We start from the raw sequence: 20,622 nt of genomic DNA on the forward strand, positions 1-20,622 counted from the left end.
CCTGTCACAGGCCCTTGAAGTTCGGGGTGCGTTTCTCAGCGAAGGCGTCAACGCCCTCCTGCCAATCCTCTGTGGTGGAGCAGGTGAACACGGCATCCAACTCCTGCTGCAACTGCCCTTCCAGATCGGTGTGTCCGCCCTGATTCACCAGGCGCTTGAGCATGGCCATGGAGACCGGCGCCTGCTTCGCCAAGTCACCTGCCAGGCGGTGCGCTTCATGGAGCAGTGAGTCCTTTGGCCAGCTAGAAGTGGCCAACCCGACCCTCGCGGCCTCCTCACCATCGATACGCCGACCTGTGAAGAGCAGCTGGCGCGCCATGTTCAACCCCACCAACTGGGGCAGTATCTTGGAAACACCGCCGCCGACGCAGGTGCCGATGCTGGTCTCCGGGAAACCGATCTGTGCTTCGTCGGCCATGACAATGAAGTCGCAAGAAACCGCCATCTCGGCGCCGGCACCCAGGGCGTAGCCGTTGACTGCGGCGATCACGGGCTTGCGCAGGCGATAGATCGCTTCGCAGACATCATTGCCGAGTTGGAGGTATTGGCGGCGCTGGAACAGCGTGCGCTTGGCGCCTCCATGCTCCTTCATATCGGCACCGACGCAGAAGGCACGACCCTCACCGGTCAAGATCACGGCACGAATGTCGTCATCCGCCTCGACGCTGGCCAGCGTCGCCAGCAGGTCGGTATACAGGGCTTCCACTACCGCATTGAGGCGATGGGGACGATTGAAGCGTATCTCCATCACGCCGCCCACCTGGGCGATATTCAGGGTTTCAGGACTGTGTTGAATCATGGGCTACCGGGCACTCTCGTGATCGAACAATGACTGTGAATGGCTGCACAACGCCCGACACTGTGGCTGCGAGCGGAAACAAACGTGCCGTTATCAAATAAATACTGACACAGATGTATTATGCGCATCCTAACCAAGCCACGAAGCGCCGTCAACACGAACGTGTTGAAAAACAACAGAATGAGAAACAAATGTTTCACTTATTGACGAAGCCCATGCGTTACAATGCGGGGCACGGCTACCGGCCGCCCGCATCATGTCACTGGGTAACACGCCCCCTGCAGGAGACCGACATGCTGGAACAGGAACCGCAGAACGCCGAAATGCAGAGTGTCGAGACCAGCCTTCCATCGGGTCTGGATACCGTGAATCAGCAACTGGCCGCCGCCTATCCGGAGCTCAGCCCGCAGCTGAAGCTGGCCGCCGGCTATGTGCTGGAGCATCCAGTGGAAATTGCCTTCCAATCGATTCGCAAGTCGGCGACGGCGGCACGTGTAACGGCCTCGACACTGGTGCGTCTGGCCAAGCGGTTGGGGTTCGACAGCTATGAGCAGTTTCGTGAGGTCTTCCAGTCGGCAGTGCAGGCGGGGCCGGTAGAGCTTTCCGGGCGGGCCAGCAATCTGCGTAACCTGGCCAGCCAAACCGATGACCAGGTCTTTCTCGATGTCGGTGACGCGGCCTTCGACAATATCGGCCGGCTCTTCACCGCCGATACCCAGGCCCGAGTCCGCGATGCGGCAAAGATGCTGCTTAGCGCCGAGAAGATTGCCGTGGTGGGGTTTCGCGACACCTTCGCCTGCGCCTACCATTTCGCCTACGTTGGCCGTATCGCCATGCCCAACATTCAGTTGATACGCGGGCAGGAAGGCGGATTGTTGACGGAACTGGCACCCTTCGGCGAGCAAGACGTGGTGGTCACCTTCGGCTTCGAACCCTATTGCAGCGAAACGATGCGCGCACTGGATATTGCTCGCCAGAATGGCGTTCACCCGCTCGTGGTGACCGACACATTGCGCTCCCCACTGGTGCCTGGCGCCGCCATCACCTTCACCGTCGCCAATGCCACCCCACACTTCTTCCCTTCGATCCTTTCCGCCATCACCCTGATCGAGGTGCTGCTCGCCGAGTGCGTGGCCTACGGCCCCGATGGCCTGGTCGATAACGTGGCGAGCTTCGAGTCGCGAATGCGTGAGATGGGTGCCTATGTCAGCAATGAGTAGCGCACGCAAGACGCCGCCGGCCCTGGAACAGGAACCGGCGGCGCAAGGCGAATCAAAAAGGGTTGTGGGCGGTACCGATCAGGGCAGCAGGATAGTGGAGCCGGTGGTCCTGCGGCTTGCCAGGTCCTCCTGGGCCTTGCCCGCATCGGCCAGTGAGTATTTCTGACCGATATCTATCGTCAACTGGCCGCCCTTCAGCATGTCGAACAGCTCATTGGCCATCATTTCCAGCCGTTCCCGGGTATCGGCATAGCCATTGAGGCTGGGGCGGGTCACAAAGAGCGAGCCCTTCTGGTTGAGGATGCCGATATTGACACCCTCGACCGCACCGGAAGCGTTGCCGAAGCTGACCATCAGCGAACGAGGCTTGAGGCAATCGAGCGAAATGTTCCAGGTGTCCTTGCCTACCGAGTCGTAGACCACATCTACCATCTCGCCATTGGTCAGCTCGCGTACCCGCTCGACCACATCCTCCTTGGTATAGTCGATGGTCGCCCATGCTCCGTTCTTCTCAGCGAGGGCGGCTTTTTCGGGCGAACTCACTGTTCCAATCAACTTCACTCCCAGCACCTTCGCCCACTGGCAGGCAATCGAGCCGACGCCACCGGCCGCGGCGTGCCACAGGATCGTCTCGCCGCCCTTGAGGGGGCAGGTCTGGCGCAGCAGGTACTGCACGGTCAGCCCCTTGAGCATGCAGGCGGCAGCGGTTTCCACATCAACGCCGTCAGGCAATACCACCACCTTGGCGGCGGGCAGCACATGATAGTCTGCATAGGACCCCAAAGGACCCTGAGCATAGGCTACCCGGTCACCCGGTTTGAGATGCGTCACGCCGTCGCCCACCGCATCCACCACACCAGCGCCTTCTGTACCCAGGCCGGACGGTAGCGACGGTGCTGGGTACAGTCCGGTACGAAAGTAGATATCGATGAAGTTGAGGCCAATGGCATGGTTCTGGATGCGAACTTCGCCGAGTCGCGGCTCGGCGGGGGTTACCTCCAGCAGTTCAAGAACCTCTGGTCCTCCGGTACGAGCAAACTGGATACGCTTGGCCATGGCGCCATATTCCTTGTTCGGTTGATGGGTAGTGTACTCAGGATAGAGCCCCATCCAAACGCCGAATGGGTTAGCGGTCAAGGATCGCGGCTACCGTACTGCCCGCACTCGAGTCATTATCAGCCGGGAAATGCCGCCAGGGCAGCGACGAAGAGGCCCTTCTCCTGTTCGAAGAAACGTGGATCATGCTTGAATCGACGCAGGATTGCCGCCTCGTCGAAATCCAGCGCAGGTTCCATATCGCCGATGGTCTGTGCCGGATGCCCCTGGGCCAGGCCGATGCGGTGCCCACCGGGAGCAGCGAACCAGCGTGAGATACCACAGCGCCGGTAGAAAGCTTCGGCATCCTGGTCACCGGCTTCCACGCGCAGCGGCGCCTTGAGAGCGAGTTCACGAATCAGCCGTCGCTCACTCTCACGATCGCCGCTGGGCGAAGCGCTCAGCTCCAGAACCATGCTGGCACCCGATTCATCGAGCACCAGCAGTGCCAGTGCACCGGGGCGTTCCTGATCGTCCACCAGCCCCCACAAGCGAGCGGCTTCTTGAGCAAAAAGCACCTGTCGCGCACCCGAGAAAGTGACCAGGGGCGTCAGCCCCGCCTCTCGACCATAGATGTCGGCACAAAGCCTGGCCAGCCAGGCATCGCGCTGCTCGTCACGCTCGGGGGTCATCACCTTCATGCCATGCCTCGCTGCATCGATCAAAGCCCGCAAGCCTAGCATAATCCGGCTCGTCTCCGCCCGTGCCATGGGTCTCGAGAGTCGCTATTCTGTTACCTGTAACCAATAGACTGTTCAGGCCGCTCACGGAGTCACTGAATGCCGCCACATCCCGACATCGCCCTGCCCCGCCTGATCGCCCACCGGGGACTTTCCGCCCACGCCCCCGAAAACACCTTGAGCGCCGTGCGTGCCGCCTTCGACATCGGCTGCCACTGGGTAGAGCTTGACGTCCAACTGCTGGGTGACGGTACCCCGGTGATCTGGCACGACCCAACCCTCAAGCGTTGCTCGGACGGCCATGGCCAGCTCTCCCGACTCAGTGTGACCAAGGCGCGCGAGCTCGACGTTGGCTCCTGGTTCAGCGACAGTTTTCGCGGCGAGCGCATGGCCACGCTTGCGGACATGCTGGACCTGTTGGTGAATCTGGATATGGGTGTCAATCTGGAACTCAAGGTCGGGCGCAACCGCAGTGGCACCGAGCTGGCGGATAGTGTGGTGCCACGCCTGCTCGAGGCGCTCCCCCCTGAACGCATCATTCTCTCCTCCTTCGACATGGCCTCGCTGCACTACGCCAGGTCGCTGGCCGACGCATCACGTCTGCCGATCGGCGTGCTCACAGAGAGCATCCCCCAGAAGTGGCAACCTCGCTGCGAGGCCCTGGATGCCTTCAGCGTGCATACCGACTGGACACGGCTCACTGCCCGTCGCGCCAGGGAGATCAAGGAGGCCGGTTACCGGCTGCTATGCTATACCCCCAACGATCCGGCCGCCTTCTCCCGCCACTGGCTCTGGGGGGTAGACAGCGCCATCAGCGATGACCCGGCCTGCTTCGCTGGCATTGCACCACCGCCTACCCCGGATTGAACCCAGAGCCATAGCCCAAGCGGGCCGACATTCCGGATGTCGGCCCGCCTGGTCATGCCACCGTAACAATCAGCGCATTGTCGGCTCGGGCTGCATGGGGTCTTCATCGTCCCGCTCAACCACCATATCGTCCTCAACGGAAATCGGCTCCTGCTCTTCCGCTTCACGCGCCCCACGGGCCCGGTGTTCGATCAGGAAATAGAGGATCAGACCGATACCCAACCCCCAGGCCGCGCCGTGGGTCGCCAGCACCACGCCCATGATGCCCGCCACGCCCATGGCGGTGGCGTTCTTGATCTGCTCAACCGCCACGGCGATACACAGGTAGCCGGTGATCAACAGGGTGATCGATAGCGCGATGGGCAGCACCGGGCGGAAGAAGGTCACCAACGGCAGCAGGAACAGGGCGAAGAAGCCAACGATCCAGAACACACCGGTACCGGAGTAGATGGTATCCATGGCCTTGCGCCCATAGCGGTAGCGCTCGGTCACGGTGGCCATGCCGCCGGTGAAGAGCGGGCCGGCCAGACCCGGATAGGGGGCCAGCAGCGAGTGCATGAGATTGCGGATGCCGGTAATCAGGTGTACCCGGTCGATATTGACCTCGATCTTCTCGTCAGGACGCAGGTGATCGACACGTTTGAGCAGCGTCTGGCCGACCACGATGTCGCCGAAGGCGATGATGTAGGCAATGATCGCTGTGGGAATCGCCGCCACCATCAGTTCGATGCCCGGCGCGCCGATGGAGAACGGCAGGTAGGCCCAAATGCCGGCAAAATCAGGCACGGCAATGCCCCACTCCACCGTTGGCAAGGAGTACTCTCCGACACCCCAGCCGATGGCCATGGTGATGAGCATGCCCGGCACCATCCCGAAGGCAACGATATTTCGTGCCCAACGGTATTTCTCGGCCAGGTCACGGAAGGAGAGTGAGAACAGAACGTAGAGAGTGATCAGCCCACCGATGCCTAGCGAGATCGGCGTATTGTAAAGACGTCCGCCCTCGACGATCTCGCCGCTGATGGCCGCGATACCGGCTCCCAGCAAGATGCCCGCCTTGATCGAAGCCGGCACGTTGTTGACCAACTTGCTACCCAGGCGCGTAACCGCCATGAACAGGAAGATGGCCGTGACCATCAACTGCAGCGCGATCATGGCGCGAAGGGCCTCGGGCCCCGGCTCGAATTGGCCGATGAACAGCAGCACCACGGGTATTGCCGGGGTGATCCAACCGGCGATGAACGGCACCCCCAATAAAGGCGGCAGGATGAAGCCGATGCCGCATACCACCACGAAGGCCAAGCCGACCTCGTAAGGCACGCCCAGGTACTGCTCCAGCAGCGGAATCATGCCCAGGGAGATGACGAACATCACCATGGCCTGGATGGTTTCGGGAATCGCCCACTTGAAGTGGATGAAGGGAAGTCGGACCTTGAAGGGTCCCAGTGGCCAATAGGGATGTTCCTGGCCATATTCGCGTTTGAGCAGCACGTCGACACCTCAGCGGTTCTGTTTTTTGAGCGTTCCTCTTAGTCGGTTGTTTTTATTCTTGGTCGAACTCGGTTGTACGCGTGTCTGACGCGGCGCAACATTCGACCATCTGACATGTGGACAAGCAGCTCATAGGTGAAACTTGTCGACAACATTGCAAAAAGCGAACGCAGAAACTCAATAGCAGAGGCAAAAATGCAGGCAACTACCCGGAAATATGAGCGCTGTTGTCGACAAGATCGCAACCAAATTGAGGAAGTTAACGTCAACGTAAAGCTGTGGGACCAGCGTCAATAAACCTCTTGCGAAGCAATGGCAACGCGGCACCAACAAAAGTGGTCGGGGTATGTGTAGAACTAAAGAACGATACTGCCGGCGATCGATTCAGAGCCCAAGCAGACGGTCGATGGGGGTCATGTCCAGGTGCGTTTCCAGGCAGTCCGCCAGCCGGTCCAGTTCGCTCTGGCGATGGGCCTGGTAATCCACCGCAGAACCCTGGGAATCTAACCCGCAGCGAGCCAGCAGTGCCGCGCACGCTTCGGGGCGGTCGAACAGGCCGTGCAGATAGGTACCCATGACCTGGCCATCCGCGCTGACGGCACCGTCGGGTATCCCCTCCAGCTCGCACAAGGCCCGCTGCAAGGCAGGACCCTCGCTCACGCCGTTATGGATCTCGTAGCCGCTTATCGGCACATCCTCGCCAAGCAAGCGCCCACTCACGTTACGCAACTGCTTGCCCGTGACCATGCGCGTCTCGACGTCGAGCAGGCCTAGCCCTGGCGTCGACCCGGCAGACCCCTCCAGACCGCCAGGGTCGTGCACCGCGCGGCCCAGCATCTGAAAGCCGCCGCAGATGCCGAGCAGCCTGCCTCCGTAGCGCAGATGACGCTTGATCGCCGCCTCCCAGCCTTGGGCACGCAGCCAGGCGAGGTCGCTACGGGTGCTCTTGCTGCCGGGCAGGATAATCAGGTCAGCCGGCGGGGTTGCCTGGCCTGGCCCCACCTGATTCGGCCCAATAAAGCTGAGCTCGACGCCGGGGTGCAAGCGCAGCGGGTCGAAGTCGTTGTGGTTGCTGATGCGCGGCAGCGCCGGCACCACCACCTTGAGCGTGGTCCCCTGCCCAACTCGGCCGCTGCGGCCGATGCTGTCCTCGGCGTCGAGCAAGAGCCCCTGCAGGTAGGGCAGTGTGCCCAGGACCGGCTTGTCGGTGCGTTCGGAAAGCCACTCGAGGCCCGGCTCGAGCAGGGCGATATCGCCACGAAAGCGGTTGACGATAAAGCCCTTGGTGCGTGCACGTTCGCCCTCGCTGAGCAGCTCCAGGGTGCCCACCAGTTGGGCGAATACCCCACCGCGGTCGATGTCGCCCACCAGCAGCACGGGGCAATCCACCATCTCGGCGAAGCCCATGTTGGCGATATCGTTGGCCCGCAGGTTGATCTCCGCCGGGCTGCCCGCCCCCTCGGCAATGATCACGTCGTATCGAGATGAGAGAGACCGCCAGGCCGCCAGCACGCTTTCGCGTGCTGTACGCTTGTAGGCGTGATAATCCAGCGCGTCCATGTGGCCGTGCACCCGCCCGCGCAGGATCACCTGGGCACCGCGCTCGCTCTCGGGCTTCAGCAGCACCGGGTTCATGTCGCTGTGGGGCTCGACGCCTGCCGCCAGCGCTTGAAGCGCCGTAGAGCGGCCGATTTCACCGCCATCCACCGTCACCGCGCTGTTGAGTGCCATGTTCTGAGGCTTGAACGGCGCCACCGAGACCCCGCGCCGCGCCAGCATCCGACAAAGCCCCGCAACCACCGTGCTCTTGCCAGCGTCCGAGGTGGTGCCCTGGATCATCAATGTCGCCATGGGTTGCTCTCTATTCAGGACTCCATCGCTTGCGGTGGCGACGTGACCATCACGATCCGGAGTGCGCCAGGGCAGGCACTTCGCGAAGACGCTGTGAACCCATCCTTGGGCGCTACATTTGCCATCCCTGGCAAATGACCTTCGCTACGACCTGCCCAGTCGCCCATCGAAGGCAGCGGTTGGAAATCGGCTCTCAATCAGGATTTGCTACAGCTCTATGCCTTTCTGCGCCTTGATCCCCTGCTCCTTGAAGGCGTGCTTGACCACTTTCATTTCCGTCACGGTATCAGCCAGTTCGATGAGCTGCTCGGGGGCGTAGCGGCCGGTGACCACGGCGTGCTGCATTTCCGGCCGAGCCTGCAGATCATCGAGCACGCGATCGAGATCGAGGTATTCGTAGCGCAGGGCGATATTGAGCTCATCGAGCAGCACCAGATCGAAGCTGGTATCGGTGAGCATGCCGCGGGCCACCCCCCAGGCAGCTTCTGCAGCCTGAATATCGCGCTCGCGGTCCTGGGTATCCCAGGTAAAGCCTTCGCCCATCACGTGGTACTCGACGCCGGGCTGGCGGCGAAAGAAGGCCTCCTCGCCGGTTTCTCGCCGCCCCTTGATGAATTGCACCACGCCCACCTTCATATCGTGTCCAAGCGCGCGTGCCAGCATGCCGAAACCGGAGCTGCTCTTGCCCTTTCCCGGGCCGGTGAGCACCAGCAGCAGCCCCTGCTCCTTCTGGGCACTGGCGATGCGCTCGTGCATGATCTTCTGCTTGGCGGCCATGCGCTGGGCGTGGCGCTGGGGCTCCTTGGCGCTGTCTCGCATGGGGTCACTCCTTGGTGAAACGCAGCGGCTCGCCGCGGAAGATGGCGGCGGTGAGCGCCGGGGCCGAGGGGAAGTAGCCGTGGAAGTAGCTGGCCACCAGCCTGCCCTGGACGTAGACCGGCTCGGCAGGGCTGCCGGCCAGGCGTCGGGCGTGGGCAGCCGGCTCGCGAGGTGTTTCCAGCACCGAGTGGTGGTAGGTGTGGCCACGCAGCTCCCCGTCTTCGGTCGCCAGGCTCTGCAGCCCCAGCGCACTGAGCTTGCCGGCCATGCGCGCCGTGCCGGGCATCAGCCCCAGCATGGCGTGCTTACGACCATCGCCATCCACCAGGGTTTCCATGCACGCCATCAGACCGCCACACTCGGCAAGGATCGGCTTGCCGGCGCTGTGATGCGCGCGAATCTCGGCAAGCATCAGGGCATTGCCGGCGAACGTCTGCCCATGCAGTTCCGGGTAGCCGCCGGGCAGCCACAGGGCGTCGCACTTGGGCAGCCCGGTTTCCGTCAGCGGCGAAAAGAAATGCAGCTCGGCGCCCATCTGAGTCAGCAGGTCGAGGTTGGCGCGATAGAGGAAGGCGAAGGCATCGTCTCGCGCCACGGCGATGCGTACACCTTCGAGTAGGCGTGGCGGTGGCTCGGGTGCCTCGGCTTCAAGCGTCACCCTAACCGGCAGGCGGTCGAGGCCCGCCTCCTTGAGCACCTCGGCGGCAGCATCAAGCTGAGCATCGAGGCCAGTGAGTTCACCGGCTTGAACCAGGCCCAGGTGGCGATCGGGAATGGCCATCGCTTCGTGGCGCGGAATGGCACCGAGCAGGGAAAGCCCCGTCGGCATGCTCTCCGCCAGCAGCCTACCATGGCCGGTGCTGCCGACACGGTTGGCGATGACTTCGTGAATGGCGAGGTCGGGATGGTAGTTGGCCAGCCCCTGGGCCACCGCGCCGAAGGTCTGGGCCATGCCCCAGGCATCGATCACCGGCAGCGCCGGCAGCCCGGCCAATATAGCCAGGTCGGCGCTGGACGGGTCGCCGTCGAACAGACCCATGGAGCCTTCGACCAGGATCAGGTCTGCGTCACGCGCTGCCTCGGCCAGGCGCCAGCGGCACTCTGCCTCGCCGGTCATCCATGGGTGCAGCTGGTAAACAGGCTGGCCCGAAGCCACCTCCTGCACCATGGGGTCGAGGTAGTCGGGGCCGTGCTTGAACACCCTGACCTTGCGGCCGGCATTGCGGTGCAGCCGAGCCAGCGCGGCAGTGACCATGGACTTGCCCTGGCCGGAGCCGGGGGCGGTAATCAGCGCGGCATGGGCCTCGCCGCGAATTGTTGCGTCAGTCATATCACCTCACGGGTACGAAAACGGGGGCACCGTCGATCTCGGCAGTGGCCAGGCGCTGGCCATAGAGCCGCTCCAGGGCGGCGGGTACCAGCATAGTTTCAGCCGGCCCCCAGCATGCCTCGCCGTCGGGATAGAGCAGCAGCAGGTGATCGCACCAGCGCGCTGCCAAGTTGAGGTCGTGCAGGCACATCATCACCGCCCGGCCCTCGGCGGCCTGCTCTGCGAGCAGCGCCATCACCGCGGTCTGATGGTGCAGGTCGAGATGGTTGGTGGGCTCGTCGGCGAGCCAGATCCGCGGCGCCTGGGTCAGCACCGTGGCGATGGCCAGCCGCTGTCGCTCGCCTCCGGAGAGCGTACTCACCAGGCGCTCGGCCAGGTGGTCGACATCGAGGCGCTCGAGTGCCGCCTCGGCCAGGCGCAGGTCCTCGCCGCCCTCCATCTGCCACGCTGAAAGCCAGGGGTGGCGGCCGATCAGCGCAGTCTCGCGCACCGTGGCAGGAAAGCCGTCGTGGCGCTCCTGGAACACCAGACCCAGCGTACGCGCCACCTGCCGACGACCAAGCGCTGCCAGTGAACGACCGTCGATAAGCACCTGGCCACTACGAGATGGGCGCAGTCCGGCCAGGGTGTGCAGCAGGGTAGTCTTTCCGGCACCGTTGGGGCCGAGTACACCCCATACTTGCCCCGGCTCGACGCTGAGCGATAGCGGGCGGCCATCTTGGCGCCCCGGCACGTCGACAACCAGCTCGCTCGTCTCGAGGCGGTTCATCAGCGGCTCCGGTAGAGCAGGTAGAGGAAAGTGGGCACGCCGAGCAGCGCGGTGATGACCCCTACCGGCAGCTGCTCCGGGGCGATCAGGGTGCGCGCCAGGGTATCGGCCAGTACCAGCAACGTCCCCCCCGCCAGCGCGCAGGCCGGCAGGATCAGGCGCTGATCGTTGCCCAGCAGCAGGCGCAGCATGTGCGGCACCACCAGGCCGACGAAGCCGATGCTGCCGGCGGTGGTCACCGCCATGGCGGTGAGCGCGCTGGCGGTGAGGTAAATCGTCCACTCAAGCGGTCGCACGTTGACCCCAAGTGCCGCCGCCTGCAGTGGACCTCGGGCCATCACGTTGAGGCTGCGACCCAGCGGCATCAGCAACAGGCAGATGAGCAGCAGCAGTGCCAGCGGCGGCCAGGGCGTGCGCGAATAGGAGAGATCGCCCATCAGCCAGTAAAGCATGCCGGGCAAACGCTCAGCGGGGCTTAGCGCCAACATCAGGGTAATCACCGCACCCCAGCCGGCGGCAACCACCACACCGGTGAGCAGCAGCCGAGAGGGTGTCCAGCTGCCGGTGCCGTGGGCCAGTCCAAAAACAAGCAGCGTGGAGAGAAAGGCCCCGGCGAAGGCCGAGCCGGTGATCACCGCCCCGCCCAATCCCGCCAACATCGCCGCCAGCGCGCCCACCGAGGCGCCACCGGAAAGCCCCAGCACATAGGGGTCGGCCAGCGGATTGCGCAGCAGTACCTGCATGAGCGCACCGGCCACGGCGAGCAGGCCACCCACGGCAAAGGCCGCCAGTGAACGCGGAACGCGCAGCTCGAGTATCAGCGTACGCGCCAATGGACTACCCTCACCGCGCACCACCGCCCACACGTCCGCAAGCGACAGCGCGGCGCTGCCCTGGGTGACCGAGAACAACAGCGCCGCCAGTCCCAGCAGGGCGAGAGTGGCCAGCGGTGGCCACAACGAGCGACGCGCTCCCGGCGCCATCGCCTCAGCGCTTGTCGCGGGCACGGTCGAGCTTCTCGCAGAACAGGCGGCTGCCCTCGAGCAGCCGGGGTGTGGGGCGCTGGATCAGCGAGGGCGGCACGAAGAAGAGATTGTCCCGTTCCACTGCCGTCAGGCTCGGATACTGCTCCCAGTGGGTCAGCCAGTCGCGGTTTTCCTCGCCCATGCCGCCGGCCAGGATTGCCTCGGGGTCAGCGGCAAGCACCGATTCGTCGTCGATGCGCGGTACCAGTCGCGACAGCTCGCCGAAGACGTTGACGCCCCCGCACAGGGTCAGCACCTTGCCGATCAAATGTTCGTCGTTGATGGTCATCAGCGGCTCGTCCCAGACCTGGTAGAACACCGGCACCGGCTCGGCATCTGCGTAGCGCTTGGTAAGCTCGGCCATGCCATCGCGGAACTCGGCAGCCACGTACTCGCCCGCTTCACGGGTGTCGGCAAGCAGCGCCAGCCGCTCGATGGCGCTGGATACCCCCTCGAAGTCCCGCGGCTCGATATAGAACACCGGCATGCCCAGCGCCTCGATGGTCTCGAGCTGCTCGGGCGGGTTGCCGGTCGCCCAGCCAATCACCAGGTCCGGATTCAGTGTCACCAGGGCTTCCAGATCCATACGGGTGTGGCTACCCACCGACTGCACCTCTTGCGCCTCGGGCGGGTAGTCGCTGTAGGCCACCACCGCGACCACCTTCTCCCCCGCCCCGGCGGCGTAGACCAGCTCGGTGGCGCCGGGTGAAAGCGCGGCGATGCGGGTGGCCGGCGATTCCAGGCACACCTCGCGTGAACGGTCATCGCTGGCGCACAGCGAATCGGCTCGCGCCTCGCCGACGCCCAGCCCGAACAGGGCCAGGATCAGCAAGGCGCTGGAAATTGCAGCGGGGCCAGAGGCCCCGCTGAACCGGCCGCTATTGGCCAAAGTGAACACTGAGGAAGGCCGCACGGCCGGTGTTAATATAGTCGAACGGTGTAGACTCGAACGTAACAAAATCAAAATCAGAGCCCATTGCGGTAACAACTTCCTTGTCAAACACATTATCTATCGTCATCCGGGCTGACCACATTGGCGCGAAGTTCCAGCCAGCGCGCAAATTAACTTGCCCGTAACCAGCTATGCGTTGTTCGTTAGCGGCATCGTTATAGCGATTGTTTTGGGCGATCCAGGAACCACCCAGCATCCAGTCGCCCATTTCGCGGTCGGCATCGAGGCGAAAGCTCTTGGTGGCAAGGCGCCTGATGCGCTTCCCCTCATTGATCCCACTTCGATTCTCCGGATCGGTATAGGTCAAGGCCGCCGCCAGGATCCAATCGTCGATCTCGGCACCACTCGACAGCTCGATACCGCGGATACGTGCCTCATCGACATTCTCAGGTGGCCAGCCCGCAATCAGATTATCAACATTAGTTTGATATAACGCTGCATCCCAGAACCAAGCTGAATATTGGCCTCGTACACCAACCTCGAGCGTCTCGGAGGTCTCTGCGCTCAGGTCAGGATTGCCGTCCCCAGGCCAATACAGTTCATTAAACGTCGGCGCCCTGAAAGCGGTGCCATAGCTGGTACGCAAGGTGTGGTAAGCGTCCATGTCAAAACCAAACGCCAAGCTCCCCGTTGTCTCCTCGCCAAAGGCTTGGTTGTCATCGTGGCGAAGCGCTGCTTGAACGGAGAATGGCGAAAAATCGAAGAGGACTTGGGCAAAGACCGCAGTATTGTCTCGCCTAGTTTCGTCATAGGGAGTGGTGCTGGTGACGCGATCTTCACTGTACTCAGCTCCGGCCACTAGCTCATGCAAGCCGAAACCAAGGGTATTTTCCCAGCGCGTCGATTGGGTCCGGGTATCGATGATGGAGCTGAGCGTTCTGTCCTGATCGAAATTGTCGCTCTCATCCCGAGATTCGCTCAGAGTCAGTCGGCTACGCCAGGCCTCCGTGACTTGAATCTCACCGTAGATACCGGCAACCTGCTGGACAAAGTCGGTCTCGCCATTGTCAAACTCGGTATTCCCCTTTGCCCGCAGCGCCAACATGCCTATTTCAGCACCACCATCAAATGTATGGGCAAGACGCACCAGGCCAGTCGTATTGTCATACCCTTTATCTTCACCACCGCGGCGAATCGGGGCGCCATCGGTAGAGAAATGACTACCGGCAAAGCTGTAGCGGGTGCCGCCGCTGCTGCCGGAGAGCCCGGCGCTGTAGCGCTGGGTATTGAATGAGCCGCCGCCCACAGAAATGCGTGGATGCGGGCCACCCTCCTGCGCCCCATGGGTAAAGAGCTGCACCACCCCACCTACCGCGTCGGCACCGTACAGACTGCCCTTAGGGCCGCGTACGATCTCGGCACGCTCAAACATGCGCGGATCAAGGTATTGCCAGGAGCTCTCCCCTAGAGTGGCGGACTGGAGGCGAATGCCGTCTATCAGTAACTGGCTCTGCTTATTATTGCCGCCACGAATGCTAAGTGTTGTCTGCTTGCCTAAAGAACCGGTGGACGAAACATCTACCCCGGGCTGGCCCCGGAAAAGGTCCGTCAACTCCACGGGATCCTGACGGCGCAGGGTGGCCTCGTCGAGCAGGGTAACGGAGGATAGCGTTTCATCGGCGGTACGCGGCGCCAAGGTGGCGGTGACCACCATGGGATTGAGTGAAACGGTGTCGGCAGTCTCTGTAGACGCAACCTGGGCCTGAACGGCCAGAGGAAGCGCTGCCAGGCCGAAAGCGGCCAGGCCCTGCGCAGCCAGTTGATGTTTGATTTTCATTCTGATTCCCTTGCTCGCCGTGCCTACCCGCACGGTCTTCTATGCGAAGCCGGGGCAGCGTGAAGGGGTCGAGAAGGGAAGAGAGGTGAACAGCGGCTTCTGCCCTGCCTCGAAGTCGCCCACCGCAACCCGGCATGAGGGAAACACCAAACGATTTGTTCGGTGTTTCCAGCTCTCTCCGGCCGGTCTCCGGGCTTACGAGCGAAGCAGCGCCATAGACACGCTTCGGGGCCATCGCCTTCCCATGCCGGGGCACAGTGGCGTAATGATGGACCCACACTCGATCACCGTTGCGGGGGCAGCGTCGGAATGCTCTTGATCCTCCAGCAAAGGAGAGAGTTCACCGACTTCCCGTTTAACCTCTTAGGGAATGGCACCAGGCAACGCAGCATGCATCGCCAAGTGATCCCTTCAATGAGGCACCTGAGATTGGGCGTAAACTAGCAACACTGCAGGCCGGCGTCAACGCATCGTTGTGCTCAGGCTGATATGGATCAATGGCTTAGTAATTTTGCCAAGCCGTTCCTCACATACCAGACCTGCACGCAGCGCTGTGCGGCGGTCTGGGCGAGCCAGCCGTTGAGGTCACGCAGGCGCCGCTTTTCGGCGCCGAGCGGCACAATGCCGCGACCCATCTCCAGCATGATCAGTACTGCCTCGCCGCCCTGCTCGGCTTCCCAGGAACACAGTTTATCGAGTTCATTCGCCATGGCATGCCGCAGCCTGTCGTCGTCGGGCTCGACGACAAGCCGTTCGGCAATCCAGCGCTCCCAACCTTCCAGCACCAGGGGTAGCGGCTCGGCAACCGAAGGCCACGCTTCGAGCCGACAGCCCGAATGGGCGGAGTGCCAACAGGTGGAGCCGAAGCGTTGTTCTACGACGCCGCGCTTGCCGGCGCAGGTACCGCCAATGAAGAGCTGCATTGCCAGCGCCCCCGGTCATGAGTGAAGGTAAAGTGCCGTCCCTCGGCCTGTACGACACCACCCTCCCAGAAGCCGATGCCCTCGAAGCGTCGGCGCAGTTCGCGAATCACCCCGCCGTGGGTGACGACCAGTGCACGATGTTGACCGTGCGGCAAGCAGCCGGCCGACAATTCAGCAAACCAGTCGTCGATTCGCTGGCGCAGTTCGACGGTCGACTCGCCGCAGGGCGGGGCCTGCTCGCCCTCGCTGTCGATCCAGGCGCGATAGGCGGGCAGCGTCTCCAGATCGTCGTAGGTGCGTCCTTCGTAGTCACCAAAGTCGAGCTCGCGCAGGCGCGTATCGAAGTGTGTCGATCCGGCATCCTCACGCCCCTCGATTACGTGCGCCAGCGTCTGGCGGCAACGAGTCAGGTCGCTGCAGTGAATACTATCGAATGCGAATACCCGCAACGTTTTGCGCAGCCGGTCGAGCCCCGGCAAGGCTTCAGGCAGCAGCAGAGGGATGTCGCGCTGCCCCTGGTAACGACGTTCGCGATTCCACTGGGTCACCCCATGACGAACGACCACCAGCTCCAGGCGCCCAGTAGCAGCCATAGCTCTCCTCCCTCAATGACGGTTCCGACGATATCGCCGTTGATTCCCTTGAAAGCGCTCAGCATGCCCCAGGCGTAGAGCAAGAGAAACGGCATGATCGCCAGGCACAACCACGCGCCTCCTGGAACAAAGACAGCCAGCGGCAACATGGGTAGCGCCGCCAATAGCAAGTCGACAGGTGCCAGATCACGCTTCCAGCTGGCGGCCATACCCTCTGACCGCGCCGTCGGGGCCAGCACGAGCAGGGCGACGGCTCCCAGCCGCCCAAGCGCCAGGATGACGATAAGTAAAATCAGGTTCGCCCCGGCATCCAGCAGGGCGTAGAGAAGTGCCACCTTCCACAGCAGGAGGAAGACCAGTGCCAGAATGCCAAAGCTGCCTACGTGGGGATCCTTCATGATCGCCCAGCGACGCTCCAACGGCGCGTTACTGCCCAAGGCGTCGGCGACATCCATCACGCCATCCAGGTGCAGCCCGCCGGTCAGTGCTACCCACAGCGTAAGCAGCACCAGCGCCAGCAGCGCAGCCGGCAGCACACCCTCGAGCATTATCGCCGCCAGCGCGAGCAGCCCCCCAAGAAACACGCCCACCAGCGGGTAGCAGCGCACCGCCCAGCGCCGCGTTGTCGGTGTCCATGGGCAGGTCAGTGGAAGCGGCAGCCGAGTCAGGAACTGCAACGCCAGCACCAGGCCATATGCAGCGTCTCTCATGGCTGACGCTCTCCATGGCGTTTCCACACCTGGGGCAGCCCGGCCATCACCTGGATCACCTCGTCCGCCTCACTGGCCACCAGGCAGTGGACCCGCTGCAGGAAGGCAACATAGCACCACACCCCGGCATCCTCGGAGGGCATGCCTTCGTTGATGTCGTTGGAGACGATCACCAGTGCAATGTCACGCTGTCTTGCCTCGGCCAACATCCGTGCAATCATGACGGTGCCCTGCGTCTCATCAAGCTGGCTGGCATACAGCAGCTGGCTCGCCCATAGCGTCAGGCAGTCGAGCAGCAACGTGCTGCCCGGCACCACCCGGTCGAGGGCGGCGCAAAGGTCGACCGGTTCCTCCAGCGTGATCCAGCCCTCGCCACGCACGCGTCGATGGCGGCTGATTCGAGCCTGCATCTCCGTGTCGCCTCTGCTCGCGGTGGCCAAGTAGTAGCGCTTGCCGCCTCGCTCGTCCTGCCATCGGCGTGTCAGCGCTTCGGCGAAGGTGCTCTTGCCGGAGCGCGCGCCGCCGCTGACGAAAGCAATCATGACGGCCTCCAGCGAGCGATGGCCTCGATCAGCAAGGTATTCTCCTGCCGCGAACGTACCGCTATGCGTAACCAGGCGCCGTCAAGTCCCATGAAGTTATGGGTATGGCGCGCCAGGAAGCCCGACCGGGCGAGATACTCCAACAGCAGCGGCGCGGCCTGTGCCTTTGTCCGACCCTGCAGCAGCAAGAAGTTGGCCCGCGAAGGCACCACCCGCAGCCCCAAAGCCTCTAGCTCACGCTGCAGCCACGGCCCCTCGATCGAGATCCATTCCTGGGTACGCTCAAGAAAATTGCGATCCCCGAGCAGCCGTTCCACCAGCCCCGCAGCCAGGGTATTGACGCTCCACGGCAGCTGCAGCTCGGCGATTCGATCGACCGTTGGCCCATCGCCCAGCAGATAACCGAGCCGCAGGCCGGGAATGGCGTAGAGCTTGGTCATCGAGCGTAGCAAAAGCAGGTTGTCGTAGCGGGCCAGCAGCGGGGTCAGGCGCTCGTCCGGAGAAACGAAGTCGACGAAGGCCTCGTCCACCACCAGCGTGGTGCCGCACCGATGACTCTCTGCCAGCAAGCACTCGACCTGATCACGCTCGATCAGCGTACCGGTGGGGTTGTTGGGGCGGCACAGGAATACCGCGTCGGCATCGCGAATGCCCTCGAGCGCTCGCGCCTCATCCAACGCAAAGCTGCCCGCCTCAAGCGCAAGATGCTGCACACCGATGCCGTAGTGGCGGCAAGCGCGTTCATACTCGCAGAAGGTGGGCTGCACGACGACGGCTCGACGCGCCCCCTGCTTGGCCAGCAGCGCCGCGGCCAGGAAGATCGCCTCGGCTCCGCCGTTGGTCAGGCGCACCTGCTCGGGCGTAAGTCCTTCCGCCCAGGCGATGGCCCTGCAAGCCTCGGTATAGTCGGGATCCGGATAGACGTTCAGCTCGGCCAGGCTTGCGGCAAGCCGCTCCATCAGCCACGACGGTGGCCCCAGCGGGTTGAAGTTGGCGCTGAAGTCGATTACCTGTGCATTGGAAGCCAGGCCCAAGTTGAGCAGCATCCCTTCAGGACGGCCGCCATGGCTCGGCCAGTCGCTCATGTTGCCCTCCGGCTCGGTCATGACACAGCACTCCAGGCCCCGACCAGGCCCGCCATCAACAGAAAAAAGGCGATCCAGGCGCCGTGCATATACCGCATGGAACGGCGGATGTGCGCTACTCGCAGGTGCTCAAGCGGTTCGCCCATACGCACCCGCTCGGAGACCTGCCCACCGTAGCGGTTGATGCCGCCCAACTGCACGCCAAGCAAGTATGCCATCATCGCCTCGGGCCAGCCGGCATTGGGGCTGGGGTGGCCCGGCGCATCGCGCCAGGTGCCGGAAAGCGCGCCCCGAGTGCGCGCCGCAGGAACCGTCAGGGCCGCCAACCACATGGTCAGCGCGGTCAGCCGTGCCGGCACCCAGTTGGCCATATCGTCGAGCCGGGCCGATGCCCAGCCGAAGTCACTGTAGCGCTCGTTGCGATAGCCGACCATGGAGTCCAGGGTATTGACCGCCTTGTAGGCCAGGGCCAGGGGGGCGCCGCCGAGCAGGGCCCAGAATAGTGGCGCGGTAAGACCGTCGACCGTGTTCTCGGCCACAGTCTCAACGGTGGCACGGGTAATACCGGCCTCGTCAAGCGCCTCGGTATCGCGGCCCACGACCATCGCCACGGCCCGGCGCGCCCCATCAAGATCACCTTGGGTCAGGGGCTGAGCCACGTCCCGTGCGGCACTCTGTAACCCTTTGATGGCCAGTGTGGAGGCCAGCAACCCGATCTCCGCGACCAGCCCCAGCAGGGGGTGAATCCATGCCAGCCCTTGCAACAGGCTCCAGGCCAGGGCATAGACTCCCACGACCACGACAAGGGTCATGAGGGCACCCATGCATTGGCGCAGCCATGGCGAGCCGCGGTTCCATGCTCGCTCCAGCCCGGCGATCACTCGCCCCATGCCCACCACCGGGTGGGGCAGCCAGCGTGGATCGCCAATCACCAGGTCGAGTACGATCGCCACCGCCACCAGCGCAAGCAGCGTCAGCGAGAGCGGCTCTGCCGTCATGCGTCTTTGCTGCCCGCGACCCCGGCAGAGGCGAAGGTGGCCATATCGGCCAGCATGCGGGTCGCCGCTTCCAACAGCGGAAATGCCAGCGCCGCCCCGGTGCCTTCCCCCAGGCGAAGTTCAAGTGCCAGCAGCGGGTCACCGCCCAGCGCCGTCAGGGCATGCACGTGGCCCGGCTCCCGGGAGCGGTGGGCAAAGATCAGGTAGTCGCGCACCTTCGGGTCGATGCGACAGGCCAGCAGCGCGGCGACCGTGGCGATAAAGCCATCCACCAGCAGCGGAACGCGCCGCGACGCCCCGCCCAGGTAGGCACCGGCCATGGCGGCGATCTCGAGCCCTCCCAGCTTGGTCAGGATATCCAGCGGATCCTGAGGGTTCGGTGACCGGGCCTCGATGGCGCGCTCGATGACGTCTCGCTTGTGAGCGAGCCGGTTCTCGGGAATGCCGGTGCCCTGCCCGGTCAGCGCTGCTACCGGCTCCCCGGTCAACACCGCCAACATGGCGCTGCTCGCGGTGGTATTGGCAATGCCCATCTCACCCACGATCAAACAGCGGCAGCCGGCGGCCACGGCCCGTTCGGCAGCATGGATGCCCACCTCGATCGCCTGCACCGCCTCGCCCCGTGTCATGGCGTCCTGCTCGACAAAGTTGGCGGTGCCCCAACGCACCTTGTCGTGTACCAGCCCGCTCTCGCCGCCGCGCGCGGCACTGTCACGGGAGAGCTCGCTGGCCACGCCCACGTCGATGACCTCGAGCCGCGCACCGATCTGACGGGCGAAGACATTGATGGCTGCCCCGCCGGCAACGAAATTGCCCACCATCTGGGCGGTTACCGCCTGGGGAAAAGCCGAGACACCTTCGGCGGCGACGCCGTGGTCGGCGGCGAAAACCAGCACGGCGGGTGGGGTAATGCGTGGCAAGTCCTCGCCGGTTATGGTGGCCAGGTCGATCGCCAGCGACTCGAGCCTGCCGAGGCTGCCCAGCGGCTTGGTCAACTGGTCAAGGTGAGCGGCGACACGGCCGGCGATGTCCCTGTCGGTGGGCTGGAGGCGGGCGAGGGTATCGGCGAGCATGCGTGGCATCCTGCGTGGGGTGT

General features: G+C 63.6%; 20 protein-coding genes and 1 riboswitch. Of the genes, 2 read left to right on the forward strand and 18 right to left on the reverse strand.

Annotated elements, in window-relative coordinates; translation table 11 throughout:
- Positions 1-4: 4 nt before the first annotated feature.
- Positions 5-799 carry an enoyl-CoA hydratase/isomerase family protein gene (locus DU490_RS04630; RefSeq protein WP_114573163.1) on the reverse strand — a complete coding sequence of 265 codons (795 nt, stop codon included), beginning with the start codon at positions 797-799 and terminating at the stop codon, positions 5-7.
- A gap of 293 nt (positions 800-1,092) precedes the next feature.
- Here DU490_RS04630 and DU490_RS04635 point away from each other — a divergent pair, with 293 nt between their 5' ends.
- On the forward strand, positions 1,093-2,019 hold the full coding sequence (locus DU490_RS04635; protein WP_114573164.1) for a MurR/RpiR family transcriptional regulator: 927 nt from the start codon (positions 1,093-1,095) through the stop codon (positions 2,017-2,019).
- A 78-nt stretch (positions 2,020-2,097) separates the two neighbouring features.
- Here DU490_RS04635 and DU490_RS04640 read toward each other — a convergent pair whose 3' ends face one another.
- Complete coding sequence (locus DU490_RS04640; RefSeq protein WP_114573165.1) at positions 2,098-3,075, reverse strand: NADPH:quinone reductase; 978 nt, start codon at positions 3,073-3,075, stop codon at positions 2,098-2,100.
- A 119-nt stretch (positions 3,076-3,194) separates the two neighbouring features.
- Positions 3,195-3,755 (reverse strand): hypothetical protein, encoded by a 561-nt coding sequence (locus DU490_RS04645; RefSeq protein WP_114573260.1) that lies wholly within the window; start codon positions 3,753-3,755, stop codon positions 3,195-3,197.
- A gap of 138 nt (positions 3,756-3,893) precedes the next feature.
- Here DU490_RS04645 and DU490_RS04650 point away from each other — a divergent pair, with 138 nt between their 5' ends.
- Positions 3,894-4,661, forward strand: a complete 768-nt coding sequence (locus DU490_RS04650) for a glycerophosphoryl diester phosphodiesterase (protein WP_114573166.1) — start codon at positions 3,894-3,896, stop codon at positions 4,659-4,661.
- 69 nt (positions 4,662-4,730) lie between these two features.
- Here the strand turns inward: DU490_RS04650 and DU490_RS04655 are convergent, their stop codons facing one another.
- The 15 genes from DU490_RS04655 to cobT form a co-directional block, all read right to left on the reverse strand.
- Complete coding sequence (locus tag DU490_RS04655; RefSeq protein ID WP_114573167.1) at positions 4,731-6,152, reverse strand: xanthine/uracil/vitamin C permease; 1,422 nt, start codon at positions 6,150-6,152, stop codon at positions 4,731-4,733.
- A 384-nt stretch (positions 6,153-6,536) separates the two neighbouring features.
- Positions 6,537-8,003 carry a cobyric acid synthase gene (locus DU490_RS04660; protein WP_114573168.1) on the reverse strand — a complete coding sequence of 489 codons (1,467 nt, stop codon included), beginning with the start codon at positions 8,001-8,003 and terminating at the stop codon, positions 6,537-6,539.
- Between the two features lie 207 nt (positions 8,004-8,210).
- Positions 8,211-8,822, reverse strand: a complete 612-nt coding sequence (gene cobO / locus DU490_RS04665; protein ID WP_114573169.1) for a cob(I)yrinic acid a,c-diamide adenosyltransferase — start codon at positions 8,820-8,822, stop codon at positions 8,211-8,213.
- A gap of 4 nt (positions 8,823-8,826) precedes the next feature.
- On the reverse strand, positions 8,827-10,152 hold the full coding sequence (locus DU490_RS04670; protein ID WP_114573170.1) for a cobyrinate a,c-diamide synthase: 1,326 nt from the start codon (positions 10,150-10,152) through the stop codon (positions 8,827-8,829).
- A gap of 1 nt (position 10,153) precedes the next feature.
- On the reverse strand, positions 10,154-10,921 hold the full coding sequence (locus DU490_RS04675) for an ABC transporter ATP-binding protein (protein ID WP_114573171.1): 768 nt from the start codon (positions 10,919-10,921) through the stop codon (positions 10,154-10,156).
- Positions 10,921-11,904, reverse strand: coding sequence for an iron ABC transporter permease (locus tag DU490_RS04680; protein WP_181869967.1), 984 nt, complete (start codon positions 11,902-11,904; stop codon positions 10,921-10,923). Before DU490_RS04680 ends, DU490_RS04675 begins: the two co-directional genes overlap by 1 nt.
- 4 nt (positions 11,905-11,908) lie before the next feature.
- Complete coding sequence (locus DU490_RS04685; RefSeq protein ID WP_114573173.1) at positions 11,909-12,778, reverse strand: cobalamin-binding protein; 870 nt, start codon at positions 12,776-12,778, stop codon at positions 11,909-11,911.
- A gap of 46 nt (positions 12,779-12,824) precedes the next feature.
- Positions 12,825-14,675: a TonB-dependent receptor domain-containing protein gene (locus DU490_RS04690; protein ID WP_114573174.1), complete on the reverse strand. Its 1,851-nt coding sequence runs from the start codon at positions 14,673-14,675 to the stop codon at positions 12,825-12,827.
- 162 nt (positions 14,676-14,837) lie between these two features.
- Positions 14,838-15,071, reverse strand: a riboswitch (cobalamin riboswitch).
- A gap of 98 nt (positions 15,072-15,169) precedes the next feature.
- Complete coding sequence (locus DU490_RS04695; protein ID WP_114573175.1) at positions 15,170-15,598, reverse strand: bifunctional adenosylcobinamide kinase/adenosylcobinamide-phosphate guanylyltransferase; 429 nt, start codon at positions 15,596-15,598, stop codon at positions 15,170-15,172.
- Positions 15,550-16,191 carry a histidine phosphatase family protein gene (locus DU490_RS04700; RefSeq protein ID WP_114573176.1) on the reverse strand — a complete coding sequence of 214 codons (642 nt, stop codon included), beginning with the start codon at positions 16,189-16,191 and terminating at the stop codon, positions 15,550-15,552. Before DU490_RS04700 ends, DU490_RS04695 begins: the two co-directional genes overlap by 49 nt.
- Positions 16,143-16,901, reverse strand: a complete 759-nt coding sequence (cobS, locus tag DU490_RS04705) for an adenosylcobinamide-GDP ribazoletransferase (RefSeq protein ID WP_114573177.1) — start codon at positions 16,899-16,901, stop codon at positions 16,143-16,145. The genes DU490_RS04700 and cobS overlap by 49 nt, the downstream gene beginning before the upstream one ends.
- A complete protein-coding gene (locus tag DU490_RS04710; RefSeq protein ID WP_114573178.1) occupies positions 16,898-17,443 on the reverse strand; it encodes a bifunctional adenosylcobinamide kinase/adenosylcobinamide-phosphate guanylyltransferase in 546 nt (181 codons plus the stop codon). The genes cobS and DU490_RS04710 overlap by 4 nt, the downstream gene beginning before the upstream one ends.
- Positions 17,440-18,549, reverse strand: coding sequence for a threonine-phosphate decarboxylase CobD (gene cobD, locus DU490_RS04715; RefSeq protein ID WP_258801288.1), 1,110 nt, complete (start codon positions 18,547-18,549; stop codon positions 17,440-17,442). Before cobD ends, DU490_RS04710 begins: the two co-directional genes overlap by 4 nt.
- Positions 18,546-19,526 carry an adenosylcobinamide-phosphate synthase CbiB gene (cbiB, locus tag DU490_RS04720; RefSeq protein ID WP_114573179.1) on the reverse strand — a complete coding sequence of 327 codons (981 nt, stop codon included), beginning with the start codon at positions 19,524-19,526 and terminating at the stop codon, positions 18,546-18,548. Before cbiB ends, cobD begins: the two co-directional genes overlap by 4 nt.
- On the reverse strand, positions 19,523-20,599 hold the full coding sequence (gene cobT / locus DU490_RS04725; RefSeq protein ID WP_114573180.1) for a nicotinate-nucleotide--dimethylbenzimidazole phosphoribosyltransferase: 1,077 nt from the start codon (positions 20,597-20,599) through the stop codon (positions 19,523-19,525). The genes cbiB and cobT overlap by 4 nt, the downstream gene beginning before the upstream one ends.
- Positions 20,600-20,622 lie beyond the last annotated feature (23 nt).

It is taken from the genome of Halomonas sp. DQ26W, assembly GCF_003339685.1.
Taxonomy (GTDB): Bacteria; Pseudomonadota; Gammaproteobacteria; order Pseudomonadales; family Halomonadaceae; genus Halomonas.

Coding starts and splice junctions, on each gene's coding strand:
- DU490_RS04630 (WP_114573163.1), bottom strand. CDS start 799: ATGATTCAACACAGTCCTGAAACCCTGAATATCGCCCAGGTGGGCGGC.
- DU490_RS04635 (WP_114573164.1), top strand. CDS start 1,093: ATGCTGGAACAGGAACCGCAGAACGCCGAAATGCAGAGTGTCGAGACC.
- DU490_RS04640 (WP_114573165.1), bottom strand. CDS start 3,075: ATGGCCAAGCGTATCCAGTTTGCTCGTACCGGAGGACCAGAGGTTCTT.
- DU490_RS04645 (WP_114573260.1), bottom strand. CDS start 3,755: ATGAAGGTGATGACCCCCGAGCGTGACGAGCAGCGCGATGCCTGGCTG.
- DU490_RS04650 (WP_114573166.1), top strand. CDS start 3,894: ATGCCGCCACATCCCGACATCGCCCTGCCCCGCCTGATCGCCCACCGG.
- DU490_RS04660 (WP_114573168.1), bottom strand. CDS start 8,003: ATGGCGACATTGATGATCCAGGGCACCACCTCGGACGCTGGCAAGAGC.
- cobO (WP_114573169.1), bottom strand. CDS start 8,822: ATGCGAGACAGCGCCAAGGAGCCCCAGCGCCACGCCCAGCGCATGGCC.
- DU490_RS04670 (WP_114573170.1), bottom strand. CDS start 10,152: ATGACTGACGCAACAATTCGCGGCGAGGCCCATGCCGCGCTGATTACC.
- DU490_RS04675 (WP_114573171.1), bottom strand. CDS start 10,921: ATGAACCGCCTCGAGACGAGCGAGCTGGTTGTCGACGTGCCGGGGCGC.
- DU490_RS04680 (WP_181869967.1), bottom strand. CDS start 11,904: ATGGCGCCGGGAGCGCGTCGCTCGTTGTGGCCACCGCTGGCCACTCTC.
- DU490_RS04690 (WP_114573174.1), bottom strand. CDS start 14,675: ATGAAAATCAAACATCAACTGGCTGCGCAGGGCCTGGCCGCTTTCGGC.
- DU490_RS04695 (WP_114573175.1), bottom strand. CDS start 15,598: ATGCAGCTCTTCATTGGCGGTACCTGCGCCGGCAAGCGCGGCGTCGTA.
- DU490_RS04700 (WP_114573176.1), bottom strand. CDS start 16,191: ATGGCTGCTACTGGGCGCCTGGAGCTGGTGGTCGTTCGTCATGGGGTG.
- cobS (WP_114573177.1), bottom strand. CDS start 16,901: ATGAGAGACGCTGCATATGGCCTGGTGCTGGCGTTGCAGTTCCTGACT.
- DU490_RS04710 (WP_114573178.1), bottom strand. CDS start 17,443: ATGATTGCTTTCGTCAGCGGCGGCGCGCGCTCCGGCAAGAGCACCTTC.
- cobD (WP_258801288.1), bottom strand. CDS start 18,549: ATGACCGAGCCGGAGGGCAACATGAGCGACTGGCCGAGCCATGGCGGC.
- cbiB (WP_114573179.1), bottom strand. CDS start 19,526: ATGACGGCAGAGCCGCTCTCGCTGACGCTGCTTGCGCTGGTGGCGGTG.
- cobT (WP_114573180.1), bottom strand. CDS start 20,599: ATGCTCGCCGATACCCTCGCCCGCCTCCAGCCCACCGACAGGGACATC.